The organism is Thermodiscus maritimus, assembly GCF_055382595.1.
Genome location: NZ_AP042434.1, coordinates 171,063 through 197,899 on the forward strand (window position 1 = coordinate 171,063; position 26,837 = coordinate 197,899).

General features: G+C 56.2%; 27 protein-coding genes, 1 pseudogene and 1 CRISPR repeat array. Of the genes and pseudogenes, 16 read left to right on the forward strand and 12 right to left on the reverse strand.

The features are described from left to right. Positions 1 to 38: 38 nt before the first annotated feature. Both ACZ47H_RS00890 and ACZ47H_RS00895 read left to right on the forward strand, forming a co-directional pair. Positions 39 to 824 carry a TrmB family transcriptional regulator gene (locus ACZ47H_RS00890; protein ID WP_464933348.1) on the forward strand — a complete coding sequence of 262 codons (786 nt, stop codon included), beginning with the start codon at positions 39 to 41 and terminating at the stop codon, positions 822 to 824. 98 nt (positions 825 to 922) lie between these two features. Beyond that, positions 923 to 1,150, forward strand: a complete 228-nt coding sequence (locus ACZ47H_RS00895) for a hypothetical protein (RefSeq protein ID WP_464933349.1) — start codon at positions 923 to 925, stop codon at positions 1,148 to 1,150. On the opposite strand, the gene ACZ47H_RS00900 is transcribed toward ACZ47H_RS00895, so the two are convergent. From ACZ47H_RS00900 to ACZ47H_RS00915, 4 genes are all read right to left on the reverse strand, one after another. Next, the gene (locus tag ACZ47H_RS00900) at positions 1,103 to 2,695 is read right to left on the reverse strand and encodes an ABC transporter permease (RefSeq protein WP_464933350.1); all 1,593 of its coding nucleotides are present in this window, start codon (positions 2,693 to 2,695) and stop codon (positions 1,103 to 1,105) included. The two genes, ACZ47H_RS00895 and ACZ47H_RS00900, sit on opposite strands and share 48 nt — an antisense overlap. Positions 2,696 to 2,719: 24 nt before the next feature. After that, on the reverse strand, positions 2,720 to 3,856 hold the full coding sequence (locus ACZ47H_RS00905) for a thiamine ABC transporter substrate-binding protein (RefSeq protein WP_464933351.1): 1,137 nt from the start codon (positions 3,854 to 3,856) through the stop codon (positions 2,720 to 2,722). Between the two features lie 75 nt (positions 3,857 to 3,931). Continuing rightward, on the reverse strand, positions 3,932 to 5,653 hold the full coding sequence (locus ACZ47H_RS00910; RefSeq protein ID WP_464933352.1) for an aldehyde ferredoxin oxidoreductase family protein: 1,722 nt from the start codon (positions 5,651 to 5,653) through the stop codon (positions 3,932 to 3,934). Then, a complete protein-coding gene (locus ACZ47H_RS00915; RefSeq protein ID WP_464933353.1) occupies positions 5,619 to 5,819 on the reverse strand; it encodes a hypothetical protein in 201 nt (66 codons plus the stop codon). Before ACZ47H_RS00915 ends, ACZ47H_RS00910 begins: the two co-directional genes overlap by 35 nt. A 94-nt stretch (positions 5,820 to 5,913) precedes the next feature. Here ACZ47H_RS00915 and ACZ47H_RS00920 point away from each other — a divergent pair, with 94 nt between their 5' ends. Both ACZ47H_RS00920 and ACZ47H_RS00925 read left to right on the forward strand, forming a co-directional pair. After that, positions 5,914 to 6,354: an ATP-binding cassette domain-containing protein gene (locus ACZ47H_RS00920; protein ID WP_464933354.1), complete on the forward strand. Its 441-nt coding sequence runs from the start codon at positions 5,914 to 5,916 to the stop codon at positions 6,352 to 6,354. Positions 6,355 to 6,359: 5 nt separating this feature from the next. Then, complete coding sequence (locus tag ACZ47H_RS00925; RefSeq protein ID WP_464933355.1) at positions 6,360 to 6,923, forward strand: ATP-binding cassette domain-containing protein; 564 nt, start codon at positions 6,360 to 6,362, stop codon at positions 6,921 to 6,923. On the opposite strand, the gene ACZ47H_RS00930 is transcribed toward ACZ47H_RS00925, so the two are convergent. From ACZ47H_RS00930 to ACZ47H_RS00940, 3 genes are all read right to left on the reverse strand, one after another. Next, positions 6,920 to 8,194, reverse strand: coding sequence for an ABC transporter permease (locus tag ACZ47H_RS00930; RefSeq protein ID WP_464933356.1), 1,275 nt, complete (start codon positions 8,192 to 8,194; stop codon positions 6,920 to 6,922). The two genes, ACZ47H_RS00925 and ACZ47H_RS00930, sit on opposite strands and share 4 nt — an antisense overlap. Beyond that, on the reverse strand, positions 8,181 to 8,936 hold the full coding sequence (locus tag ACZ47H_RS00935) for an ABC transporter ATP-binding protein (protein ID WP_464933357.1): 756 nt from the start codon (positions 8,934 to 8,936) through the stop codon (positions 8,181 to 8,183). Before ACZ47H_RS00935 ends, ACZ47H_RS00930 begins: the two co-directional genes overlap by 14 nt. A 62-nt stretch (positions 8,937 to 8,998) precedes the next feature. Beyond that, positions 8,999 to 9,898, reverse strand: a complete 900-nt coding sequence (locus ACZ47H_RS00940; protein ID WP_464933358.1) for a potassium channel family protein — start codon at positions 9,896 to 9,898, stop codon at positions 8,999 to 9,001. Between the two features lie 195 nt (positions 9,899 to 10,093). On the opposite strand from ACZ47H_RS00940, the gene alaXM reads away from it, so the two are divergent. Beyond that, entirely contained in the window at positions 10,094 to 10,816 is a 723-nt protein-coding gene (gene alaXM / locus ACZ47H_RS00945; RefSeq protein ID WP_464933359.1) for an alanyl-tRNA editing protein AlaXM, read from the forward strand. 56 nt (positions 10,817 to 10,872) lie between these two features. Continuing rightward, positions 10,873 to 11,136 carry a MoaD family protein gene (locus ACZ47H_RS00950; protein WP_464933360.1) on the forward strand — a complete coding sequence of 88 codons (264 nt, stop codon included), beginning with the start codon at positions 10,873 to 10,875 and terminating at the stop codon, positions 11,134 to 11,136. 17 nt (positions 11,137 to 11,153) lie between these two features. Here the strand turns inward: ACZ47H_RS00950 and ACZ47H_RS00955 are convergent, their stop codons facing one another. After that, positions 11,154 to 11,588, reverse strand: coding sequence for a phosphate-starvation-inducible PsiE family protein (locus ACZ47H_RS00955; RefSeq protein WP_464933361.1), 435 nt, complete (start codon positions 11,586 to 11,588; stop codon positions 11,154 to 11,156). A gap of 215 nt (positions 11,589 to 11,803) precedes the next feature. Here ACZ47H_RS00955 and ACZ47H_RS00960 point away from each other — a divergent pair, with 215 nt between their 5' ends. Then, the gene (locus ACZ47H_RS00960) at positions 11,804 to 12,115 is read left to right on the forward strand and encodes a FeoA family protein (protein ID WP_464933362.1); all 312 of its coding nucleotides are present in this window, start codon (positions 11,804 to 11,806) and stop codon (positions 12,113 to 12,115) included. Between the two features lie 327 nt (positions 12,116 to 12,442). On the opposite strand, the gene ACZ47H_RS00965 is transcribed toward ACZ47H_RS00960, so the two are convergent. After that, the gene (locus tag ACZ47H_RS00965) at positions 12,443 to 14,401 is read right to left on the reverse strand and encodes an AMP-binding protein (protein ID WP_464933363.1); all 1,959 of its coding nucleotides are present in this window, start codon (positions 14,399 to 14,401) and stop codon (positions 12,443 to 12,445) included. An 87-nt stretch (positions 14,402 to 14,488) separates the two neighbouring features. On the opposite strand from ACZ47H_RS00965, the gene ACZ47H_RS00970 reads away from it, so the two are divergent. From ACZ47H_RS00970 to ACZ47H_RS00990, 5 genes are read left to right on the forward strand one after another with little or no spacing between them, the layout of a single operon-like run. Next, complete coding sequence (locus tag ACZ47H_RS00970) at positions 14,489 to 15,661, forward strand: thiolase domain-containing protein (RefSeq protein ID WP_464933364.1); 1,173 nt, start codon at positions 14,489 to 14,491, stop codon at positions 15,659 to 15,661. Between the two features lie 18 nt (positions 15,662 to 15,679). After that, entirely contained in the window at positions 15,680 to 16,858 is a 1,179-nt protein-coding gene (locus ACZ47H_RS00975) for a thiolase domain-containing protein (RefSeq protein WP_464933365.1), read from the forward strand. 16 nt (positions 16,859 to 16,874) lie between these two features. Then, complete coding sequence (locus tag ACZ47H_RS00980; RefSeq protein WP_464933366.1) at positions 16,875 to 17,426, forward strand: Zn-ribbon domain-containing OB-fold protein; 552 nt, start codon at positions 16,875 to 16,877, stop codon at positions 17,424 to 17,426. A gap of 7 nt (positions 17,427 to 17,433) precedes the next feature. Then, positions 17,434 to 17,631, forward strand: a complete 198-nt coding sequence (locus tag ACZ47H_RS00985) for a hypothetical protein (RefSeq protein WP_464933367.1) — start codon at positions 17,434 to 17,436, stop codon at positions 17,629 to 17,631. Continuing rightward, a complete protein-coding gene (locus ACZ47H_RS00990) occupies positions 17,628 to 17,900 on the forward strand; it encodes an OB-fold domain-containing protein (protein ID WP_464933368.1) in 273 nt (90 codons plus the stop codon). Before ACZ47H_RS00985 ends, ACZ47H_RS00990 begins: the two co-directional genes overlap by 4 nt. On the opposite strand, the gene ACZ47H_RS00995 is transcribed toward ACZ47H_RS00990, so the two are convergent. Both ACZ47H_RS00995 and ACZ47H_RS01000 read right to left on the reverse strand, forming a co-directional pair. Next, positions 17,897 to 18,691, reverse strand: a complete 795-nt coding sequence (locus tag ACZ47H_RS00995; protein WP_464933369.1) for an SDR family oxidoreductase — start codon at positions 18,689 to 18,691, stop codon at positions 17,897 to 17,899. The two genes, ACZ47H_RS00990 and ACZ47H_RS00995, sit on opposite strands and share 4 nt — an antisense overlap. A gap of 103 nt (positions 18,692 to 18,794) precedes the next feature. Beyond that, positions 18,795 to 20,198: direct repeats of the CRISPR family, unit length 24 nt; unit sequence CTCTTAGTTTTGCTTGTTTTCAAC. Between the two features lie 296 nt (positions 20,199 to 20,494). Next, positions 20,495 to 20,674 (reverse strand): CDGSH iron-sulfur domain-containing protein, encoded by a 180-nt coding sequence (locus ACZ47H_RS01000; RefSeq protein WP_464933370.1) that lies wholly within the window; start codon positions 20,672 to 20,674, stop codon positions 20,495 to 20,497. A gap of 206 nt (positions 20,675 to 20,880) precedes the next feature. Between ACZ47H_RS01000 and ACZ47H_RS01005 the strand changes: the two genes are divergently transcribed. Beyond that, entirely contained in the window at positions 20,881 to 21,192 is a 312-nt protein-coding gene (locus tag ACZ47H_RS01005; protein ID WP_464933371.1) for a hypothetical protein, read from the forward strand. A 250-nt stretch (positions 21,193 to 21,442) separates the two neighbouring features. Here the strand turns inward: ACZ47H_RS01005 and ACZ47H_RS01010 are convergent, their stop codons facing one another. After that, entirely contained in the window at positions 21,443 to 22,906 is a 1,464-nt protein-coding gene (locus ACZ47H_RS01010) for an amidohydrolase (RefSeq protein WP_464933372.1), read from the reverse strand. A gap of 205 nt (positions 22,907 to 23,111) precedes the next feature. On the opposite strand from ACZ47H_RS01010, the pseudogene ACZ47H_RS01015 reads away from it, so the two are divergent. The 3 genes and pseudogenes from ACZ47H_RS01015 to ACZ47H_RS01025 form a co-directional block, all read left to right on the forward strand. Beyond that, positions 23,112 to 24,493: pseudogene (locus tag ACZ47H_RS01015) on the forward strand (hydantoinase/oxoprolinase family protein); the annotation flags it as partial. 135 nt (positions 24,494 to 24,628) lie between these two features. Then, positions 24,629 to 25,102, forward strand: coding sequence for a hypothetical protein (locus tag ACZ47H_RS01020; RefSeq protein WP_464933904.1), 474 nt, complete (start codon positions 24,629 to 24,631; stop codon positions 25,100 to 25,102). Positions 25,103 to 25,108: 6 nt separating this feature from the next. Continuing rightward, on the forward strand, positions 25,109 to 26,788 hold the full coding sequence (locus ACZ47H_RS01025; protein WP_464933373.1) for a hydantoinase B/oxoprolinase family protein: 1,680 nt from the start codon (positions 25,109 to 25,111) through the stop codon (positions 26,786 to 26,788). Positions 26,789 to 26,837 lie beyond the last annotated feature (49 nt).

Consider the following 26,837-nt stretch of genomic DNA (forward strand, 5'->3'; position numbering starts at 1 on the left):
GTCGAGGCTCGTCTCCAACCACTTAAATACCGGGAGGCATGGAGGACTTGATAGAGGAAGAGCTTGAGATGAAGGCCGCCGACGCGGAGGCTAGGCTAAGGCTGCTCCTAGGCCTCAACAAGTATGAGGCGAGAGTCTACATTACGCTTCTGAGGAAGGGGCCAAAGAAGGCTGTAGACCTATCCTCTATCAGCGGCGTGCCCCGGGGAAGGGTCTATGATGTGCTGAGGAGTCTTGAGGCTAAGGGGCTGGTGAACAGGCAGGGCCATGAATACTCGGCTGTACACCCTAGGAGGGCTCTTTCAAGGCTGGGCCAGCGTGTTCTAATAGAGGCGCTTGAAACTATCAGGAAGCTGGAGGAGCTTGCTGAGGAGCTCGAGGAGGAGTACAGTGAGAATGTTGTTGAGGAGGAGATAAGGCTCATACACGGGTTGAGGGAGAGCCTCGCCGCCGCCCTATCAGCCGTCGCCAACTGCAACGAGATCGTATACTTCACCTCCTTCAAGTCCGCGGAGAAGATCGAGGAGCTGTGGAGCCTCCTAAGCCCACTAGTGGAAAGGCTGTCTCCAAAGGCGAGGGTATTAATCCCACCCAATATAAACGTGCCCCTCGAGATAATAAAGACCGTCACGGATAAAGGGGTGGAGGTGAGGAGGCACCCAACAGCCATGATCGACTCAATGGTGGCCTGCGACACAGTGATAATAGGACTACCCAGCTCCTCCTACGAAGTCATATCAGTATATGTTAGGCACAAGGACTTCTCCCGCAGCCTCTGGAGGAGGCTTGACGAGTTCTGGAGGGAAGCGGAGCCAATAAGGTAGGGGTTAGCCACCTTTTCCCATACTGGGAATATTGACGATGTCCCTATAGGGTCCCAGCCTCTAATCCATAATTCGGGGTTTCCCCGGAGGTGGCGCGGGTGTCGCTGGGCAAGGTTAAGATTGGAGGCTTGATCCTATTCACCATAGTATACGTTATGACACTAGTGTCGCTCCACAACTTCCTAGTCAAGACCCCCGAAGTGTACGGCGGGGTGATGCTCCTGGCGGTCCTCTCAACAATAGTCTATGCTGTAGGGGTAGTGGGGCTGCTTAAGATGTCAGAACCACTCTCGAAGATTCCTGGCAACCAGGAAGAGGAGGGCTAGCGACATAGCGAGGAGAACGGACGCTGATGCACTAGCCACTCCCAGCAGCCTCCCGGCCCCGTATAGGTTATAGGTTAGTACTCCAAGGCTCCAAGTAGACGGCTCGGTCAGGACGAGTGTGGCTCCGAACTCTCCAAGGCTCGATGCGGCTGCGAGCATGGCGGCTGAGACTAGGCCGGGTCCCGAGGACCTTGCGAGCAGTGTTAGGAGCCTGTAGCCCTTCAATCCTACCATGACCATGAACTCCAATACCTCTCCTGGGAGGCGGGAGAGGGCTGAATCGACTGCTCTAGAGGCGAGTGGGAGGGCCATCGCTATATGGGATAGCCCCACGAGGAAGAGGATTGTCGGAATATGCCCTATGATGCCGTGGAGCCTAGTATAGTATACGAGGTACAGTGAGATTCCTAGGGTGACCGGGGATATGACGAGTGGAGATACCCCGGCTAGGCTTCCGAGGAGCCTCCTCTTACCAGCCACTAGGGGGAGGGATACCAGTATTGAGCCGGCTACGGCTATAGAGGCGTAAACGATGCTGTTTAGGATGCTCCTTGCGAATGAGGCGCCTGGGGGGACTGGGAGGGGCCCTTGTATAAGCCTAGCATAGTTGTCTAAGCCGATGCCCCGCCCGGTCGTAAAGCTCATCAGTAGGACCCCTAGTATCGGGGCGTAGAGGTATGCTAGGACAATAGTGGAGTAGGCGTCGAGGGCGAGCCTCCACCTCGTCTCCCTCGGCCTCCTAGTAGCCTCCCCCAGCTCTGCCGCGGCCGCCTTGAACTGGGAGCGGAGGAAGAGTACTGCCACTATGGTGAGGAAGCCCGCCTGTAGGAGGGTTAACAGGACCGCGAGGATCCTGTAGGAGGGGAAGCCCCTGAATATCGTGTAGATCCACGCCTCCAGAGTATAGTATCGGTATGCTGAGCCCTCAACCATCAGGGGGGCGGCTAGGCCTGTGAAGGAGTAGATGAATGTGAGGATCCACGCTGATAGGCTCCCCCTTAGAGAGGCGGGTATTAGGAGGAGGCGCCAGATCCTCCAGCCCCTCACCCCTATTGATTCGAGGTAGTCCACGATCTCCCTCGAGACCCCCGCGATGCTAGAGTATACCAGCACTGCTGCGAGGGGGATGTTGAAGTATGAGTGGACCACTATGATCCCCCATGGCGCCCTGGCAATCCATTCTGGCATGTAGGGTAGGCCTGCTAGCCAGCGGAAGCCTAATACTACTGCAACTGATGGCGCCATGAAGACTGGCAGGCCCAGGACCCTGTACAGCCTCGCCGGCCTCGACCCGTAGTAGCCTGCCGCTATACCCACGGGTGCTCCTACCAGGACTGCTATCGTAGCCGAGGCTGCAGCTTCTAGGAGCGTCCACTCAATGATCCATGAGAGGTTTACCTGTGTGATGAGGCTTAATGGTGCCCTGGGGAGGTAGAATAAGAGTGGGATTGGAGCGGTTGTGAACAATAATACTATCGTGTAGGCTAGTATTTTCACTGACTTCGGCAGCCTCGCTGATACCAGGCTCCACTCGTTGCGTTTCAACAGTGGCCTCCACTATCAGCGGGTTTAGCCGCCCATTATTTGAGTCCAGCTCAGCAGCCATGACTCGTAGTTGGCCTTGATCTCGTCTGGGGTGAGGAGGTTGTTAGCTATTATGTCCACATCGTCTATTGTGAGGGCGTACTTGTAGTAGTCTGGGAGGGGCACCTTAGAGTTTGCGGGGAGCATCCACTGGTTGCTCGGTATCAGCTCCTGTATCTCGTCGGAGAGCAACCAGTCCACGAACTTCTCAGCCAGCTTCGTGCCGGGCTGATCCTTTACTACAAGTGCTCCCTCCACCTGGAGCCAGGCTGTTGACTCTCCATTATAGTAGATTAGGCTGGCGTTTATCGTGGGGGCCCCGTTATTGCTCCATGCACTATATGCTGGGTCTGTGCCGTAGCTCACCACTATTCCACGGGTCCCTCCCTCTCGTAGGAACTCGTCGTATGCATCCCCCCAGCTCGGTGCAACCATTACGTAGTCCTTGACGCTGCTCCACCATTCCTTCCAGTCCTTCCCCTCGAGCTTCGACTCTACGGCGATCTCCCAGTAGAGGAATGAGAGTCCTGGGCTGCTCTTAGTTGGGTCCTCTACGATGAGCTTCGAGGCTATGTTGGGGTTTGCTAGGTCCTCGAATGTTGGCTTGTCCCTTAGGATCTGGAGGGTCTGGTTGTCGAGCTTGCTGGGGTCGTAGACTAGGGTTATGAGGCCATAATCTATTGGGGTGACGCACTTTTCGGGATCCAGTACGTTAGAGATCTCCTCGGGCACTGTCTCCTCTGCTAGGGGGCTGTAGTAGCACTCTAGTATGCCTGCCTTCTTCGCCTCGTACACCAGTATATTGTCTACTCCTATTACGAGGTCAGCGGTCCTCACACCCCTATTGTACTCGTCTATGACTGTTACGAGGGCGGTCCTCGCGTCATCGAATGTTTTAACAACCACCTTTACACCGTATTTTTCCCCGAACTCGTCGAAGACCTTATGCCATACTTGGTCAGGGTTCTCTCCCCACGCCATGAAGTCTTTATACACGTATATTACAAGCTCCTTCCCTTCCTTCCCCGGCTGGAGAGCGTAGTAGGCTATGCCTGCAACTATAACTGCTACTACTATTAGTCCTATTACCGAGTAGAGGGTCTTCCGGGCTCCATCCGTCATCTCCGTCACCGTTGAGATAAACCTGCCGGGACTGGCTTATAGAGTTATTTACGTAATGATAACCATGTTATCGCTTTAGCCTGGGGTCTTAGACGCGTAGCTCACCAGCCAGTCTGGGAGTATCTCGTGTAGGCCCAGCCTCACCAGGGTCGACTCCAGTGGGATACCGTTGCTGGTCCAGCCCCTTGCAGCGTAGTACTCGGCCCTCATCTCCCTGAAGGCCTCTTCATCTACCACCTCGCCTTTACTGGGCCCTCTTTTTATGGGCTCCTTGAAGAGCCTCTGGGGGAGGGTATCGTCTCTAAGGGGGTCCAGGCCTAGGTGTAGGTTTACCAGCCTCTCTAGGTTGACGGTCCTCTCACCTGTGAGGAGGAGGTCTCCTCCTGTGGCAGGGATTCCTGTTAGACTGCTCCATAGGGGGGCCACGTTCTCGGGCTGCAGTGTTCCGCGGGAGAACTTGCATATTCCAGTGTTGTCGTAGAATGCCATTAGGTCTTCTCCATCCCTTACCAGGCGGCCTTTACCCTTGTATGAGAGCCTGTCGACGCCTTCATACCTCCAGAGCCTGCCGTAGAGTTCGAATGCGTAGGCGCCGCTTGTTAGGTGGTCTGCTCCCCTGCTTGATACAGCGTATCCTAGGGCCATACCCTTAAGTCCCCTGGCATCGTATGCGGGGGGCTCCAACCCCTTTACGTTGACGAGGAGCTCCTTGCCCTTTCCGAGCTTCTCCGTAGCCTTCCTCGACCCGTCGGCTAGGAGGTCCCCGATCCCCCTCCTATAGGCTATGTCCCTGATGAGCTCTGCTATCTTTTCCGTCTCACCCCAGTGGATGTCTAGGTCTAGTATCCCCTCTTCAGAGGCGTGTATGGCCCAAGCTATGGTTGCCCCTAGGCTTATCGTGTCGAACCCGTAGTCGTCGGCTAGCTTGTTGAGATGGGCTATGTCTTGGATCCTGCATACTCCTATATCGGTGCCTAGAGCGTAGACTGTCTCGTACTCGGGTCCGTCAACCTCCGAGCCATTCACGCGGATTACCTGGGTGCAGGGCCTTCCACATCCTATGCAGGGGTTCCTCCCAACCCTGTATTTGGGGGCGAACCGTGATAGCTCATCATATGCCTTCTCCGGGTTGGGGCACCATGAGAGTGTGCTTTCCCGCCAGTTTAGGCTTGGCAGTACGCCGTAGGCTCTACCGGTATAGTTGACCATCAGAGGGGTCCCGTACTCGACTAGGTTCTTAGAGGCTGGGCTCCCGTGGGTTTTCGCGTTGAGCTCTCTTATTGCCTCGAGGACCCTCTTTTTATCATGGATTCTTGGGGTGAGGCTTCCCTTCAACATTACTGCTTTAATCATCTTCGCCCCCATTACAGCTCCCAGCCCCGTTCTTCCCGCCTGCCTCCCACCAGAGTCTATCATGGCTATCGCTGACCTGTTTTCTCCTGCGGGCCCGATGAGTATGTCGGCGTACCCCTTGTAGCTTTCCATCAGCCTCCTCCGGGCCTTGCTGATGGTCTCCCCCCATAGTTCCCCTGCCGGCTCAAGCCTAGCCCCGTCACCGTCCACTACTAGTATTGAGGGCTCACTCGCCGCGCCAGTGATGGCGAGGAAGTCGTAGCCTAGCCTCCTAATCTCCCATCCAGCCCTACCCCCAGCTATAGCGCGGCCGAGGAGGCCCGTGAGGGGGCTCCTAGCGACATAGGCTGTCTTACTAGCGGTTGAGAGGCCCGATCCCACTAGGCTGCCTGGAGCTATAACTAGAGGGTTATCCGGGGATAAGGGGTTCTGGTCTCCCCCCACCGGAGAGCATTATCCAGGCATAGACTGCGAGACCCCTTCCACCCGATAGGAGAGTGTATATCTTTGGATCCAAGCTTACCTCGCGGGACTCTACCCTCGAGCCTCTTATGTTTACGAGGAGTCCCTTACCCCAGAACCAGTCCATGACGTTCAAGCCTCCAACCATACCCGGCGGGTTAACTCCCAGTTCTAGATGTGATGTATTGGGACTAGTAAATTAATCGCTGCCAGATTGCATCTGCACCTGGCGATGCGTGGGGTTGAGCGCCGGCGCTAGGGTCTGGGTCGAGGATGTAAGTAAGAGGTATGATGGTGTAGAGGCACTCCGCAGCGTGTCCCTCGAGGCGCTTCCGGGAGAAGTCACTGTGATAGCCGGGCCTAGCGGGAGTGGGAAATCAACCCTCCTCCGCATCATAGCCGGGCTAGAGGAGCCCGACGAGGGGAGGATCCTGCTGGACGGTGTCGACGTGACGAGGGAGCCTCCTTGGACTAGGAGGGCTGTGATGCTCAGCCAGAGGCCGGTTCTCCTCCCCCACCTCACTATACTCGAGAACATAGTGTTAGCGGCGGAGTCGCAGGGGCTGGGTAGGGGGGAGGCGGTCGAGGAGGCTAGAAGGATCGCCTCCTACCTTGGGATAGAGGGGGTCCTTGACCGGAAGCCGGGGACCCTCAGCGGGGGCAGCTGCAGAGGGCTAGCCTAGCCGCAGTGATCTCTGCTAGGCCAAGGGTCCTTCTCCTAGATGAGCCCTTCGCCCACCTCGACCTACCCCTGCGCGAGTCCTTCAGGAGGCTGGTTAGGAGGATTGCGGGTGAGAGGGGTGCCACCATTATACAGGTTACCCACGACCAGGATGAGGCGCTCGAGGTGGCTGATAAGCTCGTGGTCCTGGTTAATGGTAGAGTTCTAGACTCGGGGGACCCTCTACGAGTATACCATGAGCCCGCCGATCTCGGGGTTGCCTGGTTCCTCGGCCACAATATCGTGTGTAGTCCTCCACTCGCACAGGACGGGGGGCCCGTATCCTTCCCGCCAGAGGCTGTGATAGTGGGGGAGGGACCCTACACGGGGAGAGTAGCATACTCTGCCCCCCGCAAACACTACACCCTAGTAGCCCTCGAGAGCGGGGGCTCTACTGTGAGAGCCGTTATACGGGGCGTGCACCGGTGGCGGGTGGGCGAGGAGGTGAGGTTTGCAGTCGACGAGGATATGGTTAGGGTGTGGGGGGTTGAGGGTGGCTGCAAGGAGGCCTCAACCGGACTGGAGGGCTAGCGTCTAGCCTGGAGGCGCTGGGAGATCCTCTTTAAGAGTGGGTGGCCAACGATCATTGCTTCGGGGCTGAGGAGTCTCACTGCGACAATAGTCCATACCAGTGCGTGGGCTAGCAGGCCCAGGGTCCCCAGCACTAGTATGACTGCATCCCCGGTTATTCCTGCCGTTGAGACCATGCCGAGGAGGGAGTAGGGGTCTAGTGCGAGTAGGATCTTTACTGGTGTGGAGAATCCTGTTAGGTCTAGGCCGAAGAACATTGGGAAGAGTGGTATTGATAGGATGAAGCTGAGGTAGCTCGCAGCCATCTGGCTGCTCCTAACATCGCCCGCCTGGCTCCCGATCATGAAGCCATAGACTATGTTGGTGTAGAGGGTGAGGGCGAGGCCGAGCGCGAGGACTATGAGAGCCGAGCCGGGGATGGATAGGGATAACCCGCCTCCCTGAGGGGATAGCCCCGCAAGCGCCAGCTTGACGTAGATGTAGAAGCCGATCATGTAGCTCGCAACCCCTCCAATAGCTAGAATCGATACAGCCGCCAGCTTCCCTAGGAGTAGCTCCCTCCTCGTCACGGGGAGGGTTAGGAGCTTCTCAAGCGTCTTAGCCTCCTTCTCGAGGCCGAAGCTTATCGCCGCCACCTGAGCTGCTGCCACTGCAGTCATAAGCAGGGCTAGGGGTACGGCTATGCTCACACCAAGCACTAATCCGGTGATCTGCTCCCCAGACACGAGCTCGCCTCGGTAATAGTAGGATACCTGGAGCATGACTGGCTGGGCGAGGAACTCGGGCGTGGCCTCCGGCAGGCAGTCTCTCACCAGCGGTGTTATCGCGGTCCTCACAGCCGATTCAACAATCCCACCTATCTGGTCCGGCTTCTGCAGTGCTATGAAGCCGAGGGTCCTGGGCTGGTATACTAGGAGCGTCCTGCCAGGTTGGCCCCTTGTTATATTCTCCTCGAAGCCAGGTGGTAGTATTAGGACTGCATCATACCCCTCGCCCAACAGCTCTACGGGGCTCCTATTAGTGTAGAGTGGAGAGTTGAGGGCTGAGGCTATCATCCTTGCAATTATCCCGGGCTCGCTTGTAGTATTCTCCAATACTGCCACGCTGGCCCTGCTCAACGCCTGCCTCGCAGTCTCCCGCGTGGCGAGCGACGCCGCCCCTCCCAGTATGATGTACATTATGAGGGGGCCTAGTAGGAGGCCGAAGAGGACTATCCTCTCCCTCGAGAGCTCCTTAAGCTCCTTCCTAACAAGTATCTTATACTTGGCCAACCATCCCCGCCTCCTCCACCGCCTTTATGAATGCGTCCTCGAGGTTCTCTGCCCCATACTTCTCCTTCAGCTCTCCGGGCTTGCCGGTGGCGATTATTACTCCACGGTTTATGAACGCCACCCGGTCGCAGAGGTATTCCACCTCGAGCATGTTGTGGCTAGACAGGAGGACTGCGGCGCCAGTCTCCCTCACATACTCCTTTATGATCCCCCTCATAACCACGCTGTGATAAACGTCGAGCCCACTTGTTGGCTCGTCCAATATTGCTAGCCGGGGCCTAGTCATTAGCGTCGCAGCTATTAGGAGGCGCCTCTTCATCCCCTTACTATACGTGCGTAGAGGGTCCCTCAACCGGTCCCCCAGCCCCGACACCCGCCGGGCCCAGTCAACCATTGACTGGGCCTCTCCACCATCCTCAGCGTAGACCTCGGCTATGAACTCTAGGAAGTCGAGGCCGGTAAGATTCTTATAGACGCCAGCCTCCTCTGGGAGGTAGCTTATGAGCCTCTTAACCCTAACATCCCCCGTTTGGGGGCTGAGGCCGTAGATTCTAACCTCCCCACTGTCTGGTCTTATCAGACCCGCAACTATCCGGAGCGTCGTAGTCTTGCCTGCCCCGTTGGGGCCTATTAATCCGAAGATCTCCCCCTCCTCTACATCGAAGCTGACCCCACGAAGGGCTTCCACCCCATCATACGATTTCCTTAAGTCTCTCACGACGAGGGGCTTGTCCTGAGGCAAGCACCGCACCATGGGGATCGTGTGCTCATCCGGGATAATATTAATCGCCTTCAAACAAGTGTTTACTGTTGACCGCCCGCCTCGGCCTCACCCCTCCTCTCTCCTAGGAGGTGTGATGGGACCCCAAGGGCTTCTGGGGAGAGGTCTATTACTATACTGCTCCTCCTGTCAGCGGTTGCTATCGTGTATAGTAGGTCGAGGTGCTTCTTCAGCATACTGTATTCTTCATCGTCCAGCTCCTCTATCCTCTTAATCATCTCAACGAGCAGCCTCTTCTTAACCTCGAGGGGGGATGGCTCCTCCTCAGCCATAACTATCCTTACAAGTCCAGCGGCCATTGTGGAGACGAAGAAGGTGAACATGCCTATCCCCACAAGCATTAATGAGGCCGCGACAAACTTGCCTGCAGGCGTGGTGGGGACAACGTCGCCATAGCCGACTGTTGTTATTGTTGCAAGCGTGAGCCAGAAGGCGTCAGAGAGGGAGTGGATCTTCGCGCCTGGAGCACCAGACTCGACTATGTAGATGGTGAGGCTGCCGCCTGCTACGGTTACCAGGGCTAGGATTCCGGCCTGGATTATACGTGCGTCGAGGAGCCTCCCCAACCTCCCCATGCCCGAGGCAAGGTACTTCACGTCGTAAACGACCCTTGCTAGGCGGAGGGCTAGAAGGCTTAGGGTGGGTAGACTGCTACCTGGTACAACCATGTGGGAGGCCATTGAGACAAGTGTGGCGGGGAGGCTTGTTAAGGCTAGGAGTGCGAGGGGGACCCCTGCGAGCACCCCTGTCGCGAATATGATGATGGAGAAGAGGAGGTCGGCCTGCGAGGCCAAGCTGCTGCCGGGGCTTACCATGTAGCTGTAGATTATACCCGCGCCTACAGCTGTCGAGAACAGGTCTAGCATTGCCCGGAAGCCTGGAGTGAATACCCTACCCTCTCCTTCGATCTCCTCGTTTATCAACTCGCAGGGCCCCCAACGGGATAGACTTTAATTAAGGAATAGTGTAGAAGGGTGGCGCCTAGTAATACCCCTCCCAGCACTCACACTAATATTTTAAAAATAAATTTTGGTGATAGGGCTCTGGGTGGAGAGGGACCCTCCTACAACTATTATACTGGCTGGCATGATCCCAGTGTATATCCTAGTGGGTGGGGGATGGCTGGGGTAAAGCTCCTATTCCAGGAGGATAGCTATCTCCGGGAGTTCACGGCCAGGGTTGTAAGTGTAGACGGCGAGAAGGTAATGCTTGATAAGACGGCCTTCCACCCTAGGCCCGCTGGTGGATTAGACGCTGACACCGGAGTTCTCAGGAAGGGTGGGGAAGAGTATAGGGTGGTGGATGTAATCGTTGAGAACGGACAGGTAGTACACGTTGTCCCCGGTAACAGGCTGGAGCCAGGCGACGTTGTGACGGGCGTGATCGAATGGGAGAGGAGGTATAGGATGATGAAGCTCCACACGGCAAGCCACATCCTTGCAGCAGTTCTGTACGATCGATACGGTGCCCTCGTTACAGGCGGCCACATCACACCGGAGGTGGCTAGGGATGACTTCGACCTATCAATGGTTGAGGGAGACTGGAAGAAGGTGCTCACCGAAGCCTTAGAGGAGGTTAACAGTATAATCAAGAAGTGCATCGAGGTAAAAGTCTACTGGCTCCCCCGGGCGGAGGCCTTGAAGATCCCGGGCCTAGTGAAGCTGGCCGATAAGCTGCCGCCCGAGGAGGAGAATGTCAGGATTGTGGAGATCCCGGGAGTAGACATACAGGCTGATGGAGGGCCACATGTAAAGAATACCTGTGAGATCGGCGGCGTTAGACTGGTTAAATTGGAGAGTAAGGGTCGGAGGAGGCGTAGAATATACTATACTCTAGCATAAACCCCTAGATTGAGAACTGTATTATAGGGTAGCCTCCCGCCGGGTGTGATTGAAGAATGCCAGTGACGGTAAGGGTCTACGCCACCCTAATCGAGGAGCTGGGGAAGAGAGAGGTGACACTACCCTTCAGACAGGGCGAAACAGTCGCAGACATGCTTAGGAGGTCGGGGGTATACAGTCTAGTAGTCGAAAATGGGAGGGTGAAGAGCCTCTACAAGGTCCTCCTCAATGGGAGGGATATAGAATTCCTAGAAGGCCTCGATACCAAGGTTAGGGATGGAGACGTGATCGACGTATTCCCACCTGCCGCCGGGGGCTAACTGGCGCCGCGAACAGTCTATTTATCGGCGGCTTCGATCCTACCTAGCCTAAGCCACACTGCCGACAGTATGAGGAAGACTATGCCGAGGGAGAGCAGCATTAGCCAGTCCAGGTGCCTTATCTCTACGCTAATAATCTCTCTTAGCGCGGCGAGCATGGCGGCCTCCACAACTATCCGGATCGGGAACCTCCTCCTCACCACGCCCGTCAATAGGGTCCTGAGTATGTCTATAGCTAGGAGGAGTAGTAGTGTAATATCTAGGATCTCGAGCACCGAGGTCTTCTCAAGCATAGGCTGCTCCACTAGATCCTCGTAAAGCAACATGAAGAGCTTAGCGGAAGCTATAAGGATTGAAAGCGTAAGGATTATAGCCAATAGTATCTCGAGGGAGTCTATGACTCCCCTCATCACACGGTAGCCCTTACCCTCGCTACACCCTTCCCCCGTCAACTCCGACCATTAAGGGTTAAGTCCCCGTCCAGCTATATTAAAATCCTTATTGACGAGTAAACTATCACATGTAATTATAACATTGTATAGGCAACATAATATAGGTATCAGTATAGTACAATGTGAAAGTGGTGTAGTTGATGGGATGGCACGATTGGAGAAAATGGTGGCGGCGGGGTAGAGGATGGGGAGGAGGCCAATGGCCATACTGGGCGATGCAGGACTCTTCCAGAGCGAGAACAGTGGAGGTTACGGCTGAAGCCTTCCCCCTGAGTATGGCGAGGCCAGGGGACGAGGTCGTTGTTAAAGCGATAATGGCGGGGCAGGGAGCCTACTATAGGGCATTAAGCCTCGGAATAGCCCCGGGGACGAGGCTGAAGGTCATCGATAACCCGATACAGTATCCGTGGAGCCCCGTCATTGTTAGGATCCGCGGTGTCGAGGTAGCCCTGGGGAGGGGGCTGGCGGAGAAAATACTCGTCGCAAAGGTTGGGGAGGCGGAGAGTGAAGGGGGCGGAGAGACCTAGTACTACCCCCCGATCCTATTAGAGGCTCTCCCCCAGGCGGGGAGTGAGACACCTCTATCCTCCACATCCATATCGAACCCGGCTTGTCCGTGGGCTGCAGCCTGCTTCCGCTGGGATATAGGAGAGAGTTAATCCCTGCAGGGACTGGTTTGTTACTCGTTGCAGTACATGGGGTTCAATGAATAGTTCTCTTTGGAATGCTCTAGCGGTTGAGACTATTCCCGCCACACCTTTTCTCTCAAAGTCTAGGTATGCTAGGCCCCCACTACTAGAATTGCACGGAGAGGGCGTAGTCCATTCTGAGTGTAGCGGGGTATTTGGCTTCATTCACCAGGTATACCCAAGCTTCTCTAGAGCCCTCCGGACGTGGTCGAGGCTCTCGGGGTTCTCCATTACGGGCGACGCTTCCACGCTAACCCCCCTGGCCATTGCTCTTATTACTCGCCTCATTATCTTCCCGCTCCTTGTCCGCGGCAGGTCCTCTACTACTAGGATCTTCTTGGGCTTGAAGGGCTTACCCAGCTCAGCCGCAACCCTGTCTGCTAGGGCTTCTAGGTCATCCTCTTCTATCACTGCTCCCGGCTTCGGGGTTACTAGGCACAGTATCGCTTCGCCCTTGACTGGGTCTGGTACTCCTATGCAGGCTGACTCCTTAACCTTCCCGTGCTTGTTGAGTATCGCCTCGATCTCGGCGGGGCCTATTCTCTTCCCCGCTACCTTGATCACGTCGTCTGCCCTCCCTAGGATGTACCAGTAGCCGTCCTCGTCTATGAGGGCTAGGTCTCCATGGTACCACATTCCGGGGAACCTCGACCAGTATGTCTCGAGGTATCTCTGGGGGTCCCTCCAGAGGCCCCTGGTCATGCTTGGAGCAGGCTTCCTGGCAACCAGGTATCCTGGTGTACCCCTCACGGGCTTGCCGGAGTCGTCGACCACGTCAACGTCCATTCCAAGGCCTGGCCCCCATAGTGTTGACGGCTTCAACGGCACCACGGGGCTTGGGAGGAGGAAGCAACCGAAGATCTCTGTTCCCCCCGAGAGGTTTATCATGGGCCTCTTCTCCTCACCCACATCCCTGACTATCCACAGCCATGTCTCGGGGTCTATCGGCTCACCGGTGTTCCCGAATGCTCTCAGGCTTGACAGGTCGTGGGCCTCTACAGGCTCCAATCCGTAGCTTCGGAGCATCCTCGCAACTGTGGCGGCGAAGCCGAAGTGGGTTACCCTATACTCTTCTATAAGCCTCCAGACCCGGTCCTTCTCGGGATAGTCTATGCCTCCCTCCACGATTAGGTGGCTTGCACCGTGGAATTGCGTGCCGAAGACTTGCCAGGGACCCATCATCCACCCTATATCGGTGATCCACCACAGTCTATCACTGCTGCCAGGCTTGATGTCTAGGTTGAAGTAGTGCTCCTTCGCCGGCTGCAGGAGGGTCCCCGCGTGGCTGATCACTGCCCCCTTAGGCTTCCCGGTTGTTCCGCTCGTGTATAGGAGGAGTGCTGGGTCCTCCGCCTCGGTTTCCTCCGGCTGGGGCGTCGGTTTCTTCCCTGCCACCGCCTCCTTCCAGGATATATCCCTTTCCATGCTCCACTCGACTTCGATGCCGAGCCTCTCGATCACCACCACCCTCTCCGGGTAGCCTGCCAGCCTAACTGCCTCGTCGGCGTTCTTCTTCAGGTTGATCTTCCTACCCTTCCTGAGGTAGCCGTCTACTGTGACCATGACCTTTGCCTCTGAGTCTCTGAGCCTCGTGGCGACTGCGGGTGGGGCGAAGCCTGAGAATATTGGGCTCGCTATCGCCCCTATCTCTATGGCTGCGAGCATTGCTGCTATGGATTCGGGGAGCATGGGGGCGTATACTGCTACTACATCCCCCTTACCCACACCCTCCTCTCTCAGGTATGCGGCGAACCTCCAGACTAGGTCTCTCAGCTCGCCGTAGGATACCCTTCTAGCGGAGCCTTCCTCTCCCACCCATGTGAATGCCTCCTTTCCAGACCCATACTTCTCCGCGGGGAGGTCTACTACATTGTAGGCTGCGTTGAGCCTTCCCCCAACATACCACTTTGCCCACTCGGGGCCCTTGGAGAGGTCTACTATCTCCCTCGGCTCCCTGAACCACTCGACTCCGAGCCAGCCTGGGAGGTTGCCCCAGAACCACTTTATGTCGCGGCGGGATGCGTCTACTAGCTCCTTATAGGATTTGAAGCCGTGCCTCTCCATGAATGAGGACACGTTAGCAGTGGCGACCAGGTCTCGGGGAGGAGTCCAGATATATCCCACTCTATCTACACCCCACGTATTTACCTGGCTTTAACCTAAGTGTTAAATGTTAATTCAACCCCAGTTTATACCATGAGGAGTCTAGTCTTGGAGAGAGCCGCTATTATCGGCGTGGGGTGGTATGGGCTCAAGCCCGCCACCCCCGAGGTCTCCTTCAGGGAGATGATGTTCGAGGCCGCTTCAAGGGCCTACGCCGACGCGGGAGTTGATCCGAGGAGGGATGTAGACGCCTTCCTCAGCGCGCAGGAGGACTTCTGGGAGGGTATAGCTATCGCAGACGAGTTCGCCCCCGAGCCGATCGGCGGAGTGCTTAGGCCCACGGTTACCGTTGCCGGTGACGGGCTCCAGGCCCTCGCAAACGCTGTTATGCTAGTCAAGACTGGCTACTTCGACATAGTAGCTGTCGAGGCCCATGCCAAGCCAAGCGATATAGCCACACTCAGCGAGATCTACGAGCTCGCACTCGACCCCCTACACCATAGGCCCGTGGGGCCCGCGAACCCCCTCTTCATGATGGCCTTCGACGCCCAAGCATACATGCTTAGGACGGGAGCGGACCGGTCTCACCTAGCCCTCGTAGCGGCTGAGAACAGGACGCGTGGACTGGCTAATCCGAGGGCTAGCCTTGCTGGTAGGGTTACCATCGACGACGTACTCGAGTCCGAGCCAGTCATGGACCCCCTGACCAGTTATGACATCGCCGGCTTCGTAGATGCAGCGGTAGTCGTGGTAGTTGCCAGGGAGAGTATCGCGGTGAAGCTGACCGATAAGCCCGTCTTCATCGACGGGATAGGATACGCTACCGAGACAGGTACCGGCACGCTCGAGTGGCATTCCTGGGGGAGGATGCCTAGTATGAGGATGGCCGCGACAATAGCCTACGGGCAGGCTGGGATCGGGGACCCCCTCTCCGCCACCGACTTCGCCGAGGTAGAGGATAGGGCTAGCGTGTACCAGCTCATAGCGCTCGAGGAGCTCGGGCTCGCCCCGGAGGGGGAGGCCCACAAGCTCTACGAGAGGGGAGAGTACGAGCTGGACGGCGCCTACCCTGTTAACCCGAGCGGCGGCTCGCTCGCCATGGGCGTAGCCCTCGAGGCCACGGGCCTAGTGAGGCTCCTAGAGGCTGTCCTCCAGCTTAGGGGGGAGGCTGGAGGCAACCAGCTGAAGGGGGTTGAGAGGGCGATCGTCGCCTCATGGAGGGGCCCGCCAACGACGACCTCTATGGTCGCTGTCCTCTCGGGCCCGGAGGCTGGATTCTAGGTGGAGGGGTGAATTGGTGTGAGGGCTAATCTCCACGTGAAGGATAGGGTTGCGATAGTTGGGGCTGGGATGACCCTCTTCAGGAGGAGGTTCCTGGAAACCCCGAGGGAGCTGGCGTGGGAGGCGGTTAAGCAGGCCCTTGACAGCGCGGGCCTCACGCTCCGCGACATAGACTGTGTCGTGATCGGCACCGCCCCAGACGCCTTCGACGGAGTACACTTAAACGGGGAATACCTCGCTGACGGCAGCGGGGGCTTCGGGAAGCCCGTAGACAGGATCTACATAGGTGGCGGAACCGGGGTAATGGTGCCAATATCGGCATGGTGGCACGCGGCAAGCGGCCACTGCGACACGGTTCTAGCAGTGGCGGAGGAGAAGATGAGCCATGCAATGAAGCACCCACAGTACGTCTTCTCCTACATATGGGACCCTATACTCGAGAGGCCCCTCGGCCCCAACCTAATATGGATCTTCGCAATGGAGATGAGGCGCTACATGTACAAGTGCGGTGCAAGGAAGGAGGATATAGCGCTGGTGAGCGTGAAGAATAAGAGGAACGCCCTAGACCACCCAGCAGCACAGGCGGCAGCTGAGATCACAGTAGATGACGTGTTGAACAGCGAGCTCCTAGTATGGCCGGTGAACAGGCTCGACATAAGCCCCGTGAGCGATGGGGCCGTCGCACTCATTATAGCGAGGGAGAGGGAGGCGAGGAGGATAACCGACTCCCCCGTGTGGATCGAGGGGGTGGGATGGACCCTCGACAACACCCACTGGTACAACAGGGAGCTATCCTACCCGAGATACGTTGAATACGCCGCCAGGATGGCCTACAGGATGGCTGGCATCGAGAGGCCCTGGAAGGAGATCGATGTCGCGGAGCCATACGATCCCTTCGACTACAAGGAGCTACACCACATAGAAGGACTCCAGCTAGCCCCCAGGTGCCAGGCGTGGAAGCTCCTCAGGGAAGGATACTTCGACAGGGACGGAGAGCTGCCCACGAGCCCCAGCGGGGGGCTGCTGGGCGTAGGCAACCCTATAGCGGCCGCTGGCTTGATGAAGGTAGCCGAGATCTTCTGGCAGCTCCGCTACGAGGCTGGGAAGAGGCAGGTGAAGAAGCCCGTCCATAAGGGTGTCGCCCAGGCTTGGGGCGATCTCATGCAAGCGGGGACAGTTATTGTTTTGAGCAACTAGATGGAGGTGGATTGGTGTGAGTAGTGGTAAGGGTAAGCCGGAGACCCCCCTCCCAGGCACCTATCTTAAGCGGGACGAGTACATGAAGCTCCCAGGCATGATAAAGTACCAGGCTAGGGCCAGGTACCTCTTCTCCGCCGGCCAGGCGCAGTCGAGGTTCCTGAAGGGGCTGAAGGAGGGGAGGATCCTGGGCGTGAAGTGCCCTGTGTGTGGGAGAGTATACGTGCCCCCACGGGCATACTGCGAGTACTGCCACGCCCCAACCACTGATTGGGTAGAGGTGCCCGGGACAGGGAGGATACACACGGCTGTGGTAAGCTACATCGCGACTGATAGGAGCAGGCTCGAGGAGCCCGAGATCGTGGGCGTGATAAGGCTGGACGCCCCAGGCTACAAGGAGGGACAGTACGAGTTCGCAGGCCTCTTCCACAAGATCTGCGGCGTAACACCGGAACAGGTCATGGACGGGTCAGCGATAGGATTGAGGGTTAAGCCGAGGTGGAAGCCTGTGGAGGAGAGGACTGGCAGCATAACCGACATAGAGTGCTTCGAGCCTGTAGAGGGGTGAGTTAGGGGTGAGCTGGGATAAGAGGGCGCTGCCCGGAGACATAATACACTACCCGGGCAAGCAGGAGCCAGACTACTACCTCTACCCTCCCGGAATACACGGGCTGGAGGCCGTGGAGATCCTGAGGAAGGGGAAAATACCGGGGATGCTCTGCGGAGACCAGCTGCTCCTCCCCCGAAGACATTCTGCCCCGACGAGGAGATGAGCCGAGGAGAGGTTGTCGAGCTGGAGGGACCCTACACGATAACACTAGCAACAGTCATCCACCGGGACTTCTACGGGAGGAAGCTGGAGGAGCCGCAGGTGCTGGCACTGATAACGGTTCCGGGAGCGATTGGAGGCTACCTGGGCGTGGTTAAGGCGGACCCAGACACGGTCTACCCGGGGATGAGGGTTAAACCAGTATTCAAGCCCCCGGAGGAGAGGACTGGGGCAATAACAGACATACTCTACTGGGAGCCGGTCCACGACTAGTGGACCGAGGAGTGCAGGCCCCCACTAACAGGTATCAACGCCCCCGTGATGTAGGAGGCCCTCGGCGAGGCTAGGAAGGCGACGAGCCACCCAATATCACCGGGGAGTCCAAGCCTCCCCAACGGGACCCCCTCAGCCATTTTTCTCAACTCCTCCCCAACACTTGTACCCTTCTCCCGCGCCCTGGCCTCGGCAACCTGCCTGAGCCGGTCAGTCTCAATATACCCGGGTATCACAGCATTCACCCTAATACCGTCGGGGCCGAGCTCCCGGGCCAGCAGGATCGTCATAGCGTGGAGTCCGGGGCGGAGAACGCTGCTCGTAGCTATCTCGGGCAGGGGCTCCCAGGCAGCGATGCTCGTAATGAAGGTGATCGAGGGATTCCCCGACTCGACCAGGTGGGGGTAGGAGGCTGAGACTGCCTCGACAGCCGCCTCGATCAAGAGACGGTAGCTGAGCCTCCACAGCCTCATGCCTAGAGACAAGAACCGCCCTCCAGGAACAGGGGGAGGCACGTAAACCAGAGCATCCAGCCCGCCGAGAACCCTTACCGCCTCCCGTACAAGCCTCTCAGCCTCACCCTCAACCGACAGGTCAGCTGCGACGCCATGAACCCTCCCCTCAAACCCGGAGAGCCCGCCTAGAGCCCTACGAACACCCTCCACACTCCTACCATTAATAACAACACGAGCCCCACACTCAAGCAAAACCCTCGCAATACCCCCACCAATACCCCGAGTCGAAGCAGTAACGAGAACACGGGCACCCTCCAAACCCAAACCACAAGCCAATCAAACCACCCAAACCCACCATACACCCATCAAACCAAAATAAATACAACAACCAAAAACACTACAGGAAACAACACCCACCATAAAAACATAATACAGTATCCTACTAGTTTTGCTTGTTTTCAAGAGGGGGAACGGAATGAATGGGAAAATAAAAATAAACTCTTAGTTTTGCTTGTTTTCAACTTGTCAATGATAAGCTCGTCGAGATCCTCATCACTCTTAGTTTTGCTTGTTTTCAACAAGCTCTATCTAGATGGGAAGCTGTTGAAGACGTGGACTCTTAGTTTTGCTTGTTTTCAACCAAGCAAAACCCTAGCCCCCCGGGGGGCTAAGCCCTGGCTCTTAGTTTTGCTTGTTTTCAACGTGGAGCTAAACAACACCTATCCATTCATGCTATTCGGCACCTCTTAGTTTTGCTTGTTTTCAACCTTGTATGCGGTGTGGATCCATAGGACGCCTAATACTCTTAGTTTTGCTTGTTTTCAACTAATAATGGGGGGGAGTCTCTATTACATTATAATACTCTTAGTTTTGCTTGTTTTCAACGAACAAGCCCTTTAACAGGACTCCAGGACACATAGCACTCTTAGTTTTGCTTGTTTTCAACGGTGGAGTGATTGGGAAAGCCAGATTTATTTTCGGCGTCTCTTAGTTTTGCTTGTTTTCAACCGAACAGCGATGGTTTGCGTCCGCTTCACAAGGCTCTTAGTTTTGCTTGTTTTCAACTCTACAGGAATATTAATGGTGTAAAAACACTAATATGGTTCCTCTTAGTTTTGCTTGTTTTCAACTCGGGAGGGGTGTATGGGAAGCTGGAAGGAGTGTGTTCCGCCGAGGCTCTTAGTTTTGCTTGTTTTCAACGTGGAGCTACCCAGCCCCGAGAGGTTAGAGCACTCTTAGTTTTGCTTGTTTTCAACTTACACTACCGGGCTGGCTTGAGCCACATAACTCTTAGTTTTGCTTGTTTTCAACTAATATCAAGGTTGTCGCCGCGGGTAACCCGCCCGCTCTTAGTTTTGCTTGTTTTCAACAGAGGTGAGAAAACGTGAGTAGAGTAGAGGAGGAGATAACTCTTAGTTTTGCTTGTTTTCAACTAGTTATCCCTTTTTCAGGGCCCTGATAAAACTCTTAGTTTTGCTTGTTTTCAACTAACAAAGTACATGTACAAATAATCCTAACCATAAACTCTTAGTTTTGCTTGTTTTCAACAAAAAGAGGGAGATAAAAAATGTATGAAGAAATAACTCTTAGTTTTGCTTGTTTTCAACAGGCTACTATCTACTGGTCCACCGCACGGTAGACGGGGACTACTCTTAGTTTTGCTTGTTTTCAACACGAGCTTTGTAGTCCCAAGTCATCACCGCCTCTCTTAGTTTTGCTTGTTTTCAACTAAGTAGAACACGGGAGGCGGGTAGACTTGACGCCTCTTAGTTTTGCTTGTTTTCAACCTGATGGTGAGACTGATTCAATAACGTTTTTGCTCTTAGTTTTGCTTGTTTTCAACTAGCCTGTTTGTGTGGTTCTTTTTCATTGTTTTTGTCTTGGGGTGGGGAATCCTAGTTCTAACTGGATCCCCGCCCCGAGTGGCTCATGGTGTCTTGTTGATCAAAAAGTTTTTAAATGTATCTGTATGGGGGTGGTGCTGCAGCCGATTTTACGCCGGAAAAAACGAACCAGTTGTATAAATAAAATAGTCGCCTAAATGGTTGTATTGTTTTGTTTTTGTGTGGGCTTGGTTGTGGATGCGGCTAGCTCGTGGGTTGGGGGTTCTTGGCATTAAATTAATTCATGCATAATTTTTTACTCATCGAGCTCGAAGGCTACTGTCTCGGGGGCCTTGAAGCCTATTTTGGCATGCGTTCCATCGCAGAAGGGCTTGTTGTTTGAGCCGCCGCACCTGCAGAGCGCTGTTTTTATTTTTCCATCGACTTTTATAAGGTATGGACCGTTGCGTGATGCGATTATTTGTATCTTCGCCATCGGGGATCACCTTTCTCGGGGTTGGATGATTGTTTTCGGGGTTTGATATGGGAGTGTATGTATTATCTGGGAGCCCCCCGGGTGTTTTTCCTCTTTTCTGGTTATGGTAAAGCAGGTAATTTTCCCATTAGGGGAGTTTCTATTCTTAAATCATTAGATATTTTCCCCGGTCTTCCTCCAGGTTAGACTGCCCGGGGGTGGGCTAGGTGGTTCACTCGTCTCCAGAGCACGGCGATCCCGGAGATGACTTCGAGAATGACCCTCTAATGGATGAGTGTCCTAGGGACTTGCTAGGCGAGTGGGAGTGTAAGGGTACTGTGGCCGCAATTGATCTCACCGCTGACATGGTTGACGCCGGCTGCAGTATGGAGGATATTGAGAAGGCCGTTGACATGATAACTGACCTGATGGAGAATGAGGGCGTCCACATGTTTACCTGCAGTAATGGGGTTAAGGTTACTATAGTTGTGCATGAGGGTAAGATTGACTACTCGCTAGAGGAGCCAGGCGAGGACTAACCCACAATAAGAATATAAAAAAATTATTATTTTACATGTCCTAGCCGTGCTGATCCCACCCCAAACCATTATTTTCCCAATATTTTTATAGTGTATAGATTCTGGGTCAAGCCCCACTATCCCGTACTCCTCCCCCCGGGTACTATCACAGCGGCCCCAAACGGGGGATTGCCGCCGCATGCAATGTTTGGAGGCATGCCGTGATTTGACCGATACATTGTATTGGAGAGCTGGGCCTTGCATGGGTGGGCTAGATGGTGGGTGCCAGCTGCGGGATCCACCTCGGACTGTCCAGCCCGCTGCTTCCGGCTGGGTCCCTCTTGAACCATACTAGGGCCGCTGGCGCCCCAGTTTCTAGTCTTCCAAGAGCCTCTACTGGGCCTCCGGAGGCTTCCGCGCTGCCCCTCGTGTAGTAGTATATAGTCTGCTTCCTGGATAGGGCCTCTTCGCCCCTGCAGGCTGGCTGGCTGCACCTTGACTCGGCAGCAGATACCGTCTCCCCGGGGTCTAGGGGCTCTACTGGAGCGTCTGTGGAGAATGCGAGTCTTACTCCCGCATCAGCCATTGTTTTGAATGGATACGCCCACCTCGCCCTCTCCGGTCCGAGCCTGTCGGTGATCCACCAATCTGACACCCTGAAGCGAGGCTGCACCACTACGTGGGAGCCTAGGCTCGCCAGCTTCTCCACTTGGCGTGGCGTCGCGATGCTTGCGTGCTCGATCCTCCCCTCCGACCCGACCCCCAGCTCCTCGTAGGCCTCAATCACCTCTGATAATGCCGCGTCCCCTATCGCATGTATCGCCAGCCTCAGCCCCCTACCGAGTACTCCCTCCGCTAGCCTGGTTATCGCCTTCTTGTCCAGGAGGAGCATGCCCCTGTTCCCTGGGTCGTCGGCGTAGTCTTGGGAGAGGTATGCTGTCCTCGCCCCTAGGCTGCCGTTTGCGAAGTCCTTCACCCCGGCAACCCCCGCCATCCTCGAATCCTCCAGGGCCCGCATAGCCTCTTCCAGGTTGTTTATCCTGGGATAGCATGCTACCCTTACTGGGAGGCGTCCTCTACGCTCCAGGCTTGCTAGGGCTCTTGCCTCGCTCGGTGGGCAGGACATGCTTGAGGCGCCAGCGACCCCGTGCTTCACCATCTCCTCTATAGCGTCCCTTACTATCCCGGCTGTGTTGACGTGGGAGAGGAGGCTCTCAACCGCATGGTATACTGCATCCTCCCGTACTATGCCTTGCTCCCTATCTACTAGATCTGGGTATTTCTCGTGTATCTGTGAGAGCCGGAGGGCTATCGTGTTCAATACTGCGAGGTGGCCGCAAACCCTCACTGCGACGGCCGGCTTGTCTGGAACGTATTTGTCAAGGAGCTTCCTCGTGGGTAGGGTCCCTCTCTCGGTGAACTCTTCCTGGTCCCACCCCCTCCCATAGGCTAGTTCTCCACTTGCCCTGGAGAGCCTCCTAGCCACCTCCTCCGGGCTCTTTGAGCCGCGTAGGTCTACCCCGTTTTTAGCCAAGCCGATCCAGGTGATGTGTAGGTGAGCGTCTATGAACGCGGGGGTGATGTAGCCTTCCACTCTCACGTTGGAGGCGTAGCTCGCCCTCCCGATCCTCTTGATGACTCCCTCCTCTACAAGTAAGGCGTCTCCTACGAGGTCAAGGTGCTCATTGTAGATGCCCTGAGCCAATATGTTGTAGGATGCCATGCTCGGTGACACCACCAGCCCGCTTGTATGCATACGCTCTCACTTATCATTGTTATCGAGGCTTCAAATCCTGTTATTACCAAGGGATATAATGTAGAATGCTAGGGTCGACCGTAAATCTCCCATGCGTGCTTCGGGGAATAGTGTGGGTTAAAGGGTGTCTTCTGGGTTGAAGAGGGTGGGGGTTGACGTTGGCGGCACCTTCACGGATATTGTAGTGTTCGACGAAGACTCCGGATTGGTGTGGACGGGTAAATCCTCCACTACCCCGGCTAGGCCCGTTGAGGGTATCATGGAAGGCCTCCGCCATGTGCTGGGGGGCTTCGAGGGTGTTGGAGTGTTTGTCCACGCCACTACTATTGGGACGAACATGTTCTTCGGACAAGTCGGATTGGAGATACCAGAGGCCGTGCTCTTCACCAACATGGGCTTCAGGGATGTATTGGAGATTGGGAGGCAGAACAGGCCCAGCCTCTACAACATGTTCTATGAGAGGCCCAAGCCCCTCATACCCAGAGACCACCGTGTGGGGGTAGGGGGGAGGATCGATGCCCGGGGCAGGGAGCTGGAGCCCCTTGATGCTGAGGGGGTTGCCCGGGAGGCCCGGAAATGGTGCGGTAGGGGTGTTAGGGTGTTCATCGTATCATTCCTCCACAGCTACCGCAACCCAGTCCACGAGGCGAACGCTAAACGGATCATACTAGATGCCTGCCCCGGCTCCATAGTGGTGGCTAGCCACGAGGTCGACCCGCAGCCCATGGAGTATGAGAGGACGAGCACTACCGTCGTGAACGCCATCCTCAAGCCAGTGCTCTCCTCCTACCTCTCCCAGCTCGAGGAGAAGCTGGAGAGCCAGGGATTCAGGGGAGTGATACTGGTTATGCAGAGCAGTGGTGGAGTAAGTGGGGTGAGGGAGGCTCTCGAGAAGCCCGCTGCATTCATCGAGAGCGGGCCCAGCGCCGGCGCGGTGGCGGCAGCGTATCTCTCCAGGATGCTCGGGGTGAAGTGGGCCCTCGGCTTCGACATGGGTGGTACTACTGCTAAGGCTTCCAGCATAATCGATGGGGAGCCAGAGGTTGTAGACGTCTATGAGGTTGGCGGCCGCGTCCATATGGGGAGGCTTGTTAGGGGGAGCGGGTACCCGGTCCGCTTCCCCCACATAGACCTTGCAGAGGTGAGCGCGGGCGGGGGGACGATTGCATGGGTTGATCCGGGGGGAGGACTCCGGGTAGGGCCCAAGAGCGTGGCGCCGATCCGGGGCCTGCATGCTATGGTAGGGGTGGGGTCGAGCCTACTGTTACTGATGCTAACCTGGTGCTTGGCAGGCTTCCAGAAGTGCTCTCCGGGGGCCTCCGGCTCCGGAAGGACCTTGCTCTACAAGCTATCAAGGAGAAGATAGCGAGGCCCCTCGGTCTAGACCCGGTGGATGCAGCGTGGACGATTATTGGCTTGGCGAATAATGTGATGGCCAGGGCCCTAAGGCTTGTGAGCGTTGAGAGGGGCCACGATCCCAGGGTTTTCACCCTCTTCGCATTCGGCGGTGCTGGACCCCTTCACGCCGTGGAGCTCGCAGGGGAGGTAGGGGCTGAGAGGGTGGTAGTTCCACCCTATGCGGGCGTCTTCAGCGCCTTCGGCTTGCTGGTAGCGGATTACAGGCACAGCTTCCACGAGCCCGTAGTCAAGCCTGCTGACACCGTTGATGAGGGCCTCCTAGAGGAGGCGTTCAGGGTGATGATGGAGAAGGCTGAGGGGATACTGGGCTCTGAAGGGGTCCCCGCCGAGAAGAGGAGGTATGCATTATTCCTCGATGTAAAGTACTGGGGGCAGGCCTACACGCTCCGAGTCCCCTACCGTGGCAGTGTCAGGGGTGCGGTGGAGGAGTTCCACAGGCTCCACGAGGCGCGCTATGGCTTCTCGAGGCCTGGGGAGAGGGTCGAGATCGTTCTCGCCAGGCTTGAAGCCTACGGCTTGACGAGTAAGCCCTCGATTAAGCCTCCTAGAATGGAGGGGGACCCCCTCCTTGGGGAGAGGGAGGCCTTCTTCAACGGCGGCTGGCACACGGCTGCAGTGTATAGGAGAGAGCGGCTCCCACCGGGGAGTAGAGTTGAGGGGCCAGCTATTATTGAAGCCAGTGATACTACGATCGCCGTCCCGCCAGGCTACTCGGGCGTCGTGGACGATCTAGGAGACATCGTCATAGAGGGGTGACCCGGTGTGGATAAGCTTACTGTCGAGGTTATCCGGAACGCGGCGATATATGCTAGCGAGGAGATGGGTATTGTTTTGAGGAACACCGCCTACAGCCCAAACATTAAGGATAGAATGGACCACACCTGCGCCGTATATACTCCGCGGGGAGAGCTTGTAGCTCAAGCCGAGCACATCCCCGTTCATATTGGGAGTATGGCTGTAGGCGTCCACAATACTATGGAGTACCTGGAATCCCACGGGGTCAGCCTGGATCCCGGCGATATAGTTATGGTTAATGATCCCTTCATAGCCGGCACCCACCTTAATGATGTTATGATGGTTAAACCCGTATACTATAAGGGAGTCCTGGTTGCAATCGTCGCCAATAAGGCCCACCATGTTGATGTTGGAGGCATCACTCCGGGGAGCATTGGAGGAGGGGCGAGAGAGCTCCTGCAGGAGGGGATCATTATCCCTCCAGTTAAGATTATAGAGGCAGGCAGGCTCAGGAGCGATATCATAGAGCTCGTCAAGGCTAACGTTAGGACCCCCGACATCTTCATGGGCGACGTGAGCGCGCAGATAGCATCATTGAATGTTGGCGAGAAGAGGATAATTGAGCTAGCGGAGAGGTATGGGGGCGAGACCCTCTTAGAAGCGTGGAGGGAGATCCTAGACTACACAGAACGCTATACGATGGCTAGGATAAACGAGCTGGGCGTTAGGGGGAGGTGGACCGGCGAGGACTATATAGAACTGGCGGAGGGGGAAGCCAGGATAAGGGCGTCCGTCGAGATAACCGGTGATAGGGTCAGGGTAGACTACTCCGGCACCAGCCCGCAGGTTGAGGAGCCCCTGAACGCAGTCTACGGTGTAACTGTTGCCTCAACAGTCTACGCTTTGAAGACAGTGTTAGACCCGGACATGCCGGTTAACCATGGCTTCTTCAGGGTGGTCGATATAACTGCTCCGGAGGGGAGCCTAGTAAACCCCCATAGGGGAGCTCCTGTTAGCGGTGGCAACACGGAGACTAGTCAGAGGATCGTTGACGTGGTGTACAAGGCCCTCGCCAAAGCCCTACCAGGGAGGGTCCCCGCGGCCAGCTGCGGGACTATGACTAATGTCATGCTCGGAGGAGTCCATCCAGACGGGGGGATGTGGGCTTTCTACGAGACCATCGCTTGCGGCCAGGGAGCTAGGCCCGGGAAGGACGGGGTCGACGGTGTCCACACGAATATGACCAACACCCTTAACACCCCCATAGAGAGGCTCGAAGCCGAATACCCAGTATTGTTCGTAAGGTACGAGTTGAGGAGTGATAGCGAGGGCCCTGGAGAATACAGGGGCGGCTTGGGAATCGTGAGAGCCTTCAAGCTAACCCAGGGAAGGGCCACCCTCACTATAGTAGCGGAGAGGTGTAGGCGCAGGCCGTGGGGGCTTCATGGAGGAGGAGAGGGGGCGGCGTCACGCCACTACCTCGTGAGGGCTGAAGGGGATAGATTGGAGCTTGGATGCAGGGCTACTGTCGAGCTACGGGAAGGGGATACCGTGTATATCAATACACCGGGAGGTGGAGGCTACGGGGACCCGTGCTCGAGGGATCGGAGGCTCGTTGAGAGGGATACGGTTGAGGGCAAGGTGAGCATGGAGAGGGCCAGGAAAGTATACTGCTATAGGCCCGACGAGAGCGGAGAAACCCTTTAACCGAGGCTTGTCCGCGCCAAATTTTTGCCCCCACCACAGCGACTTATTA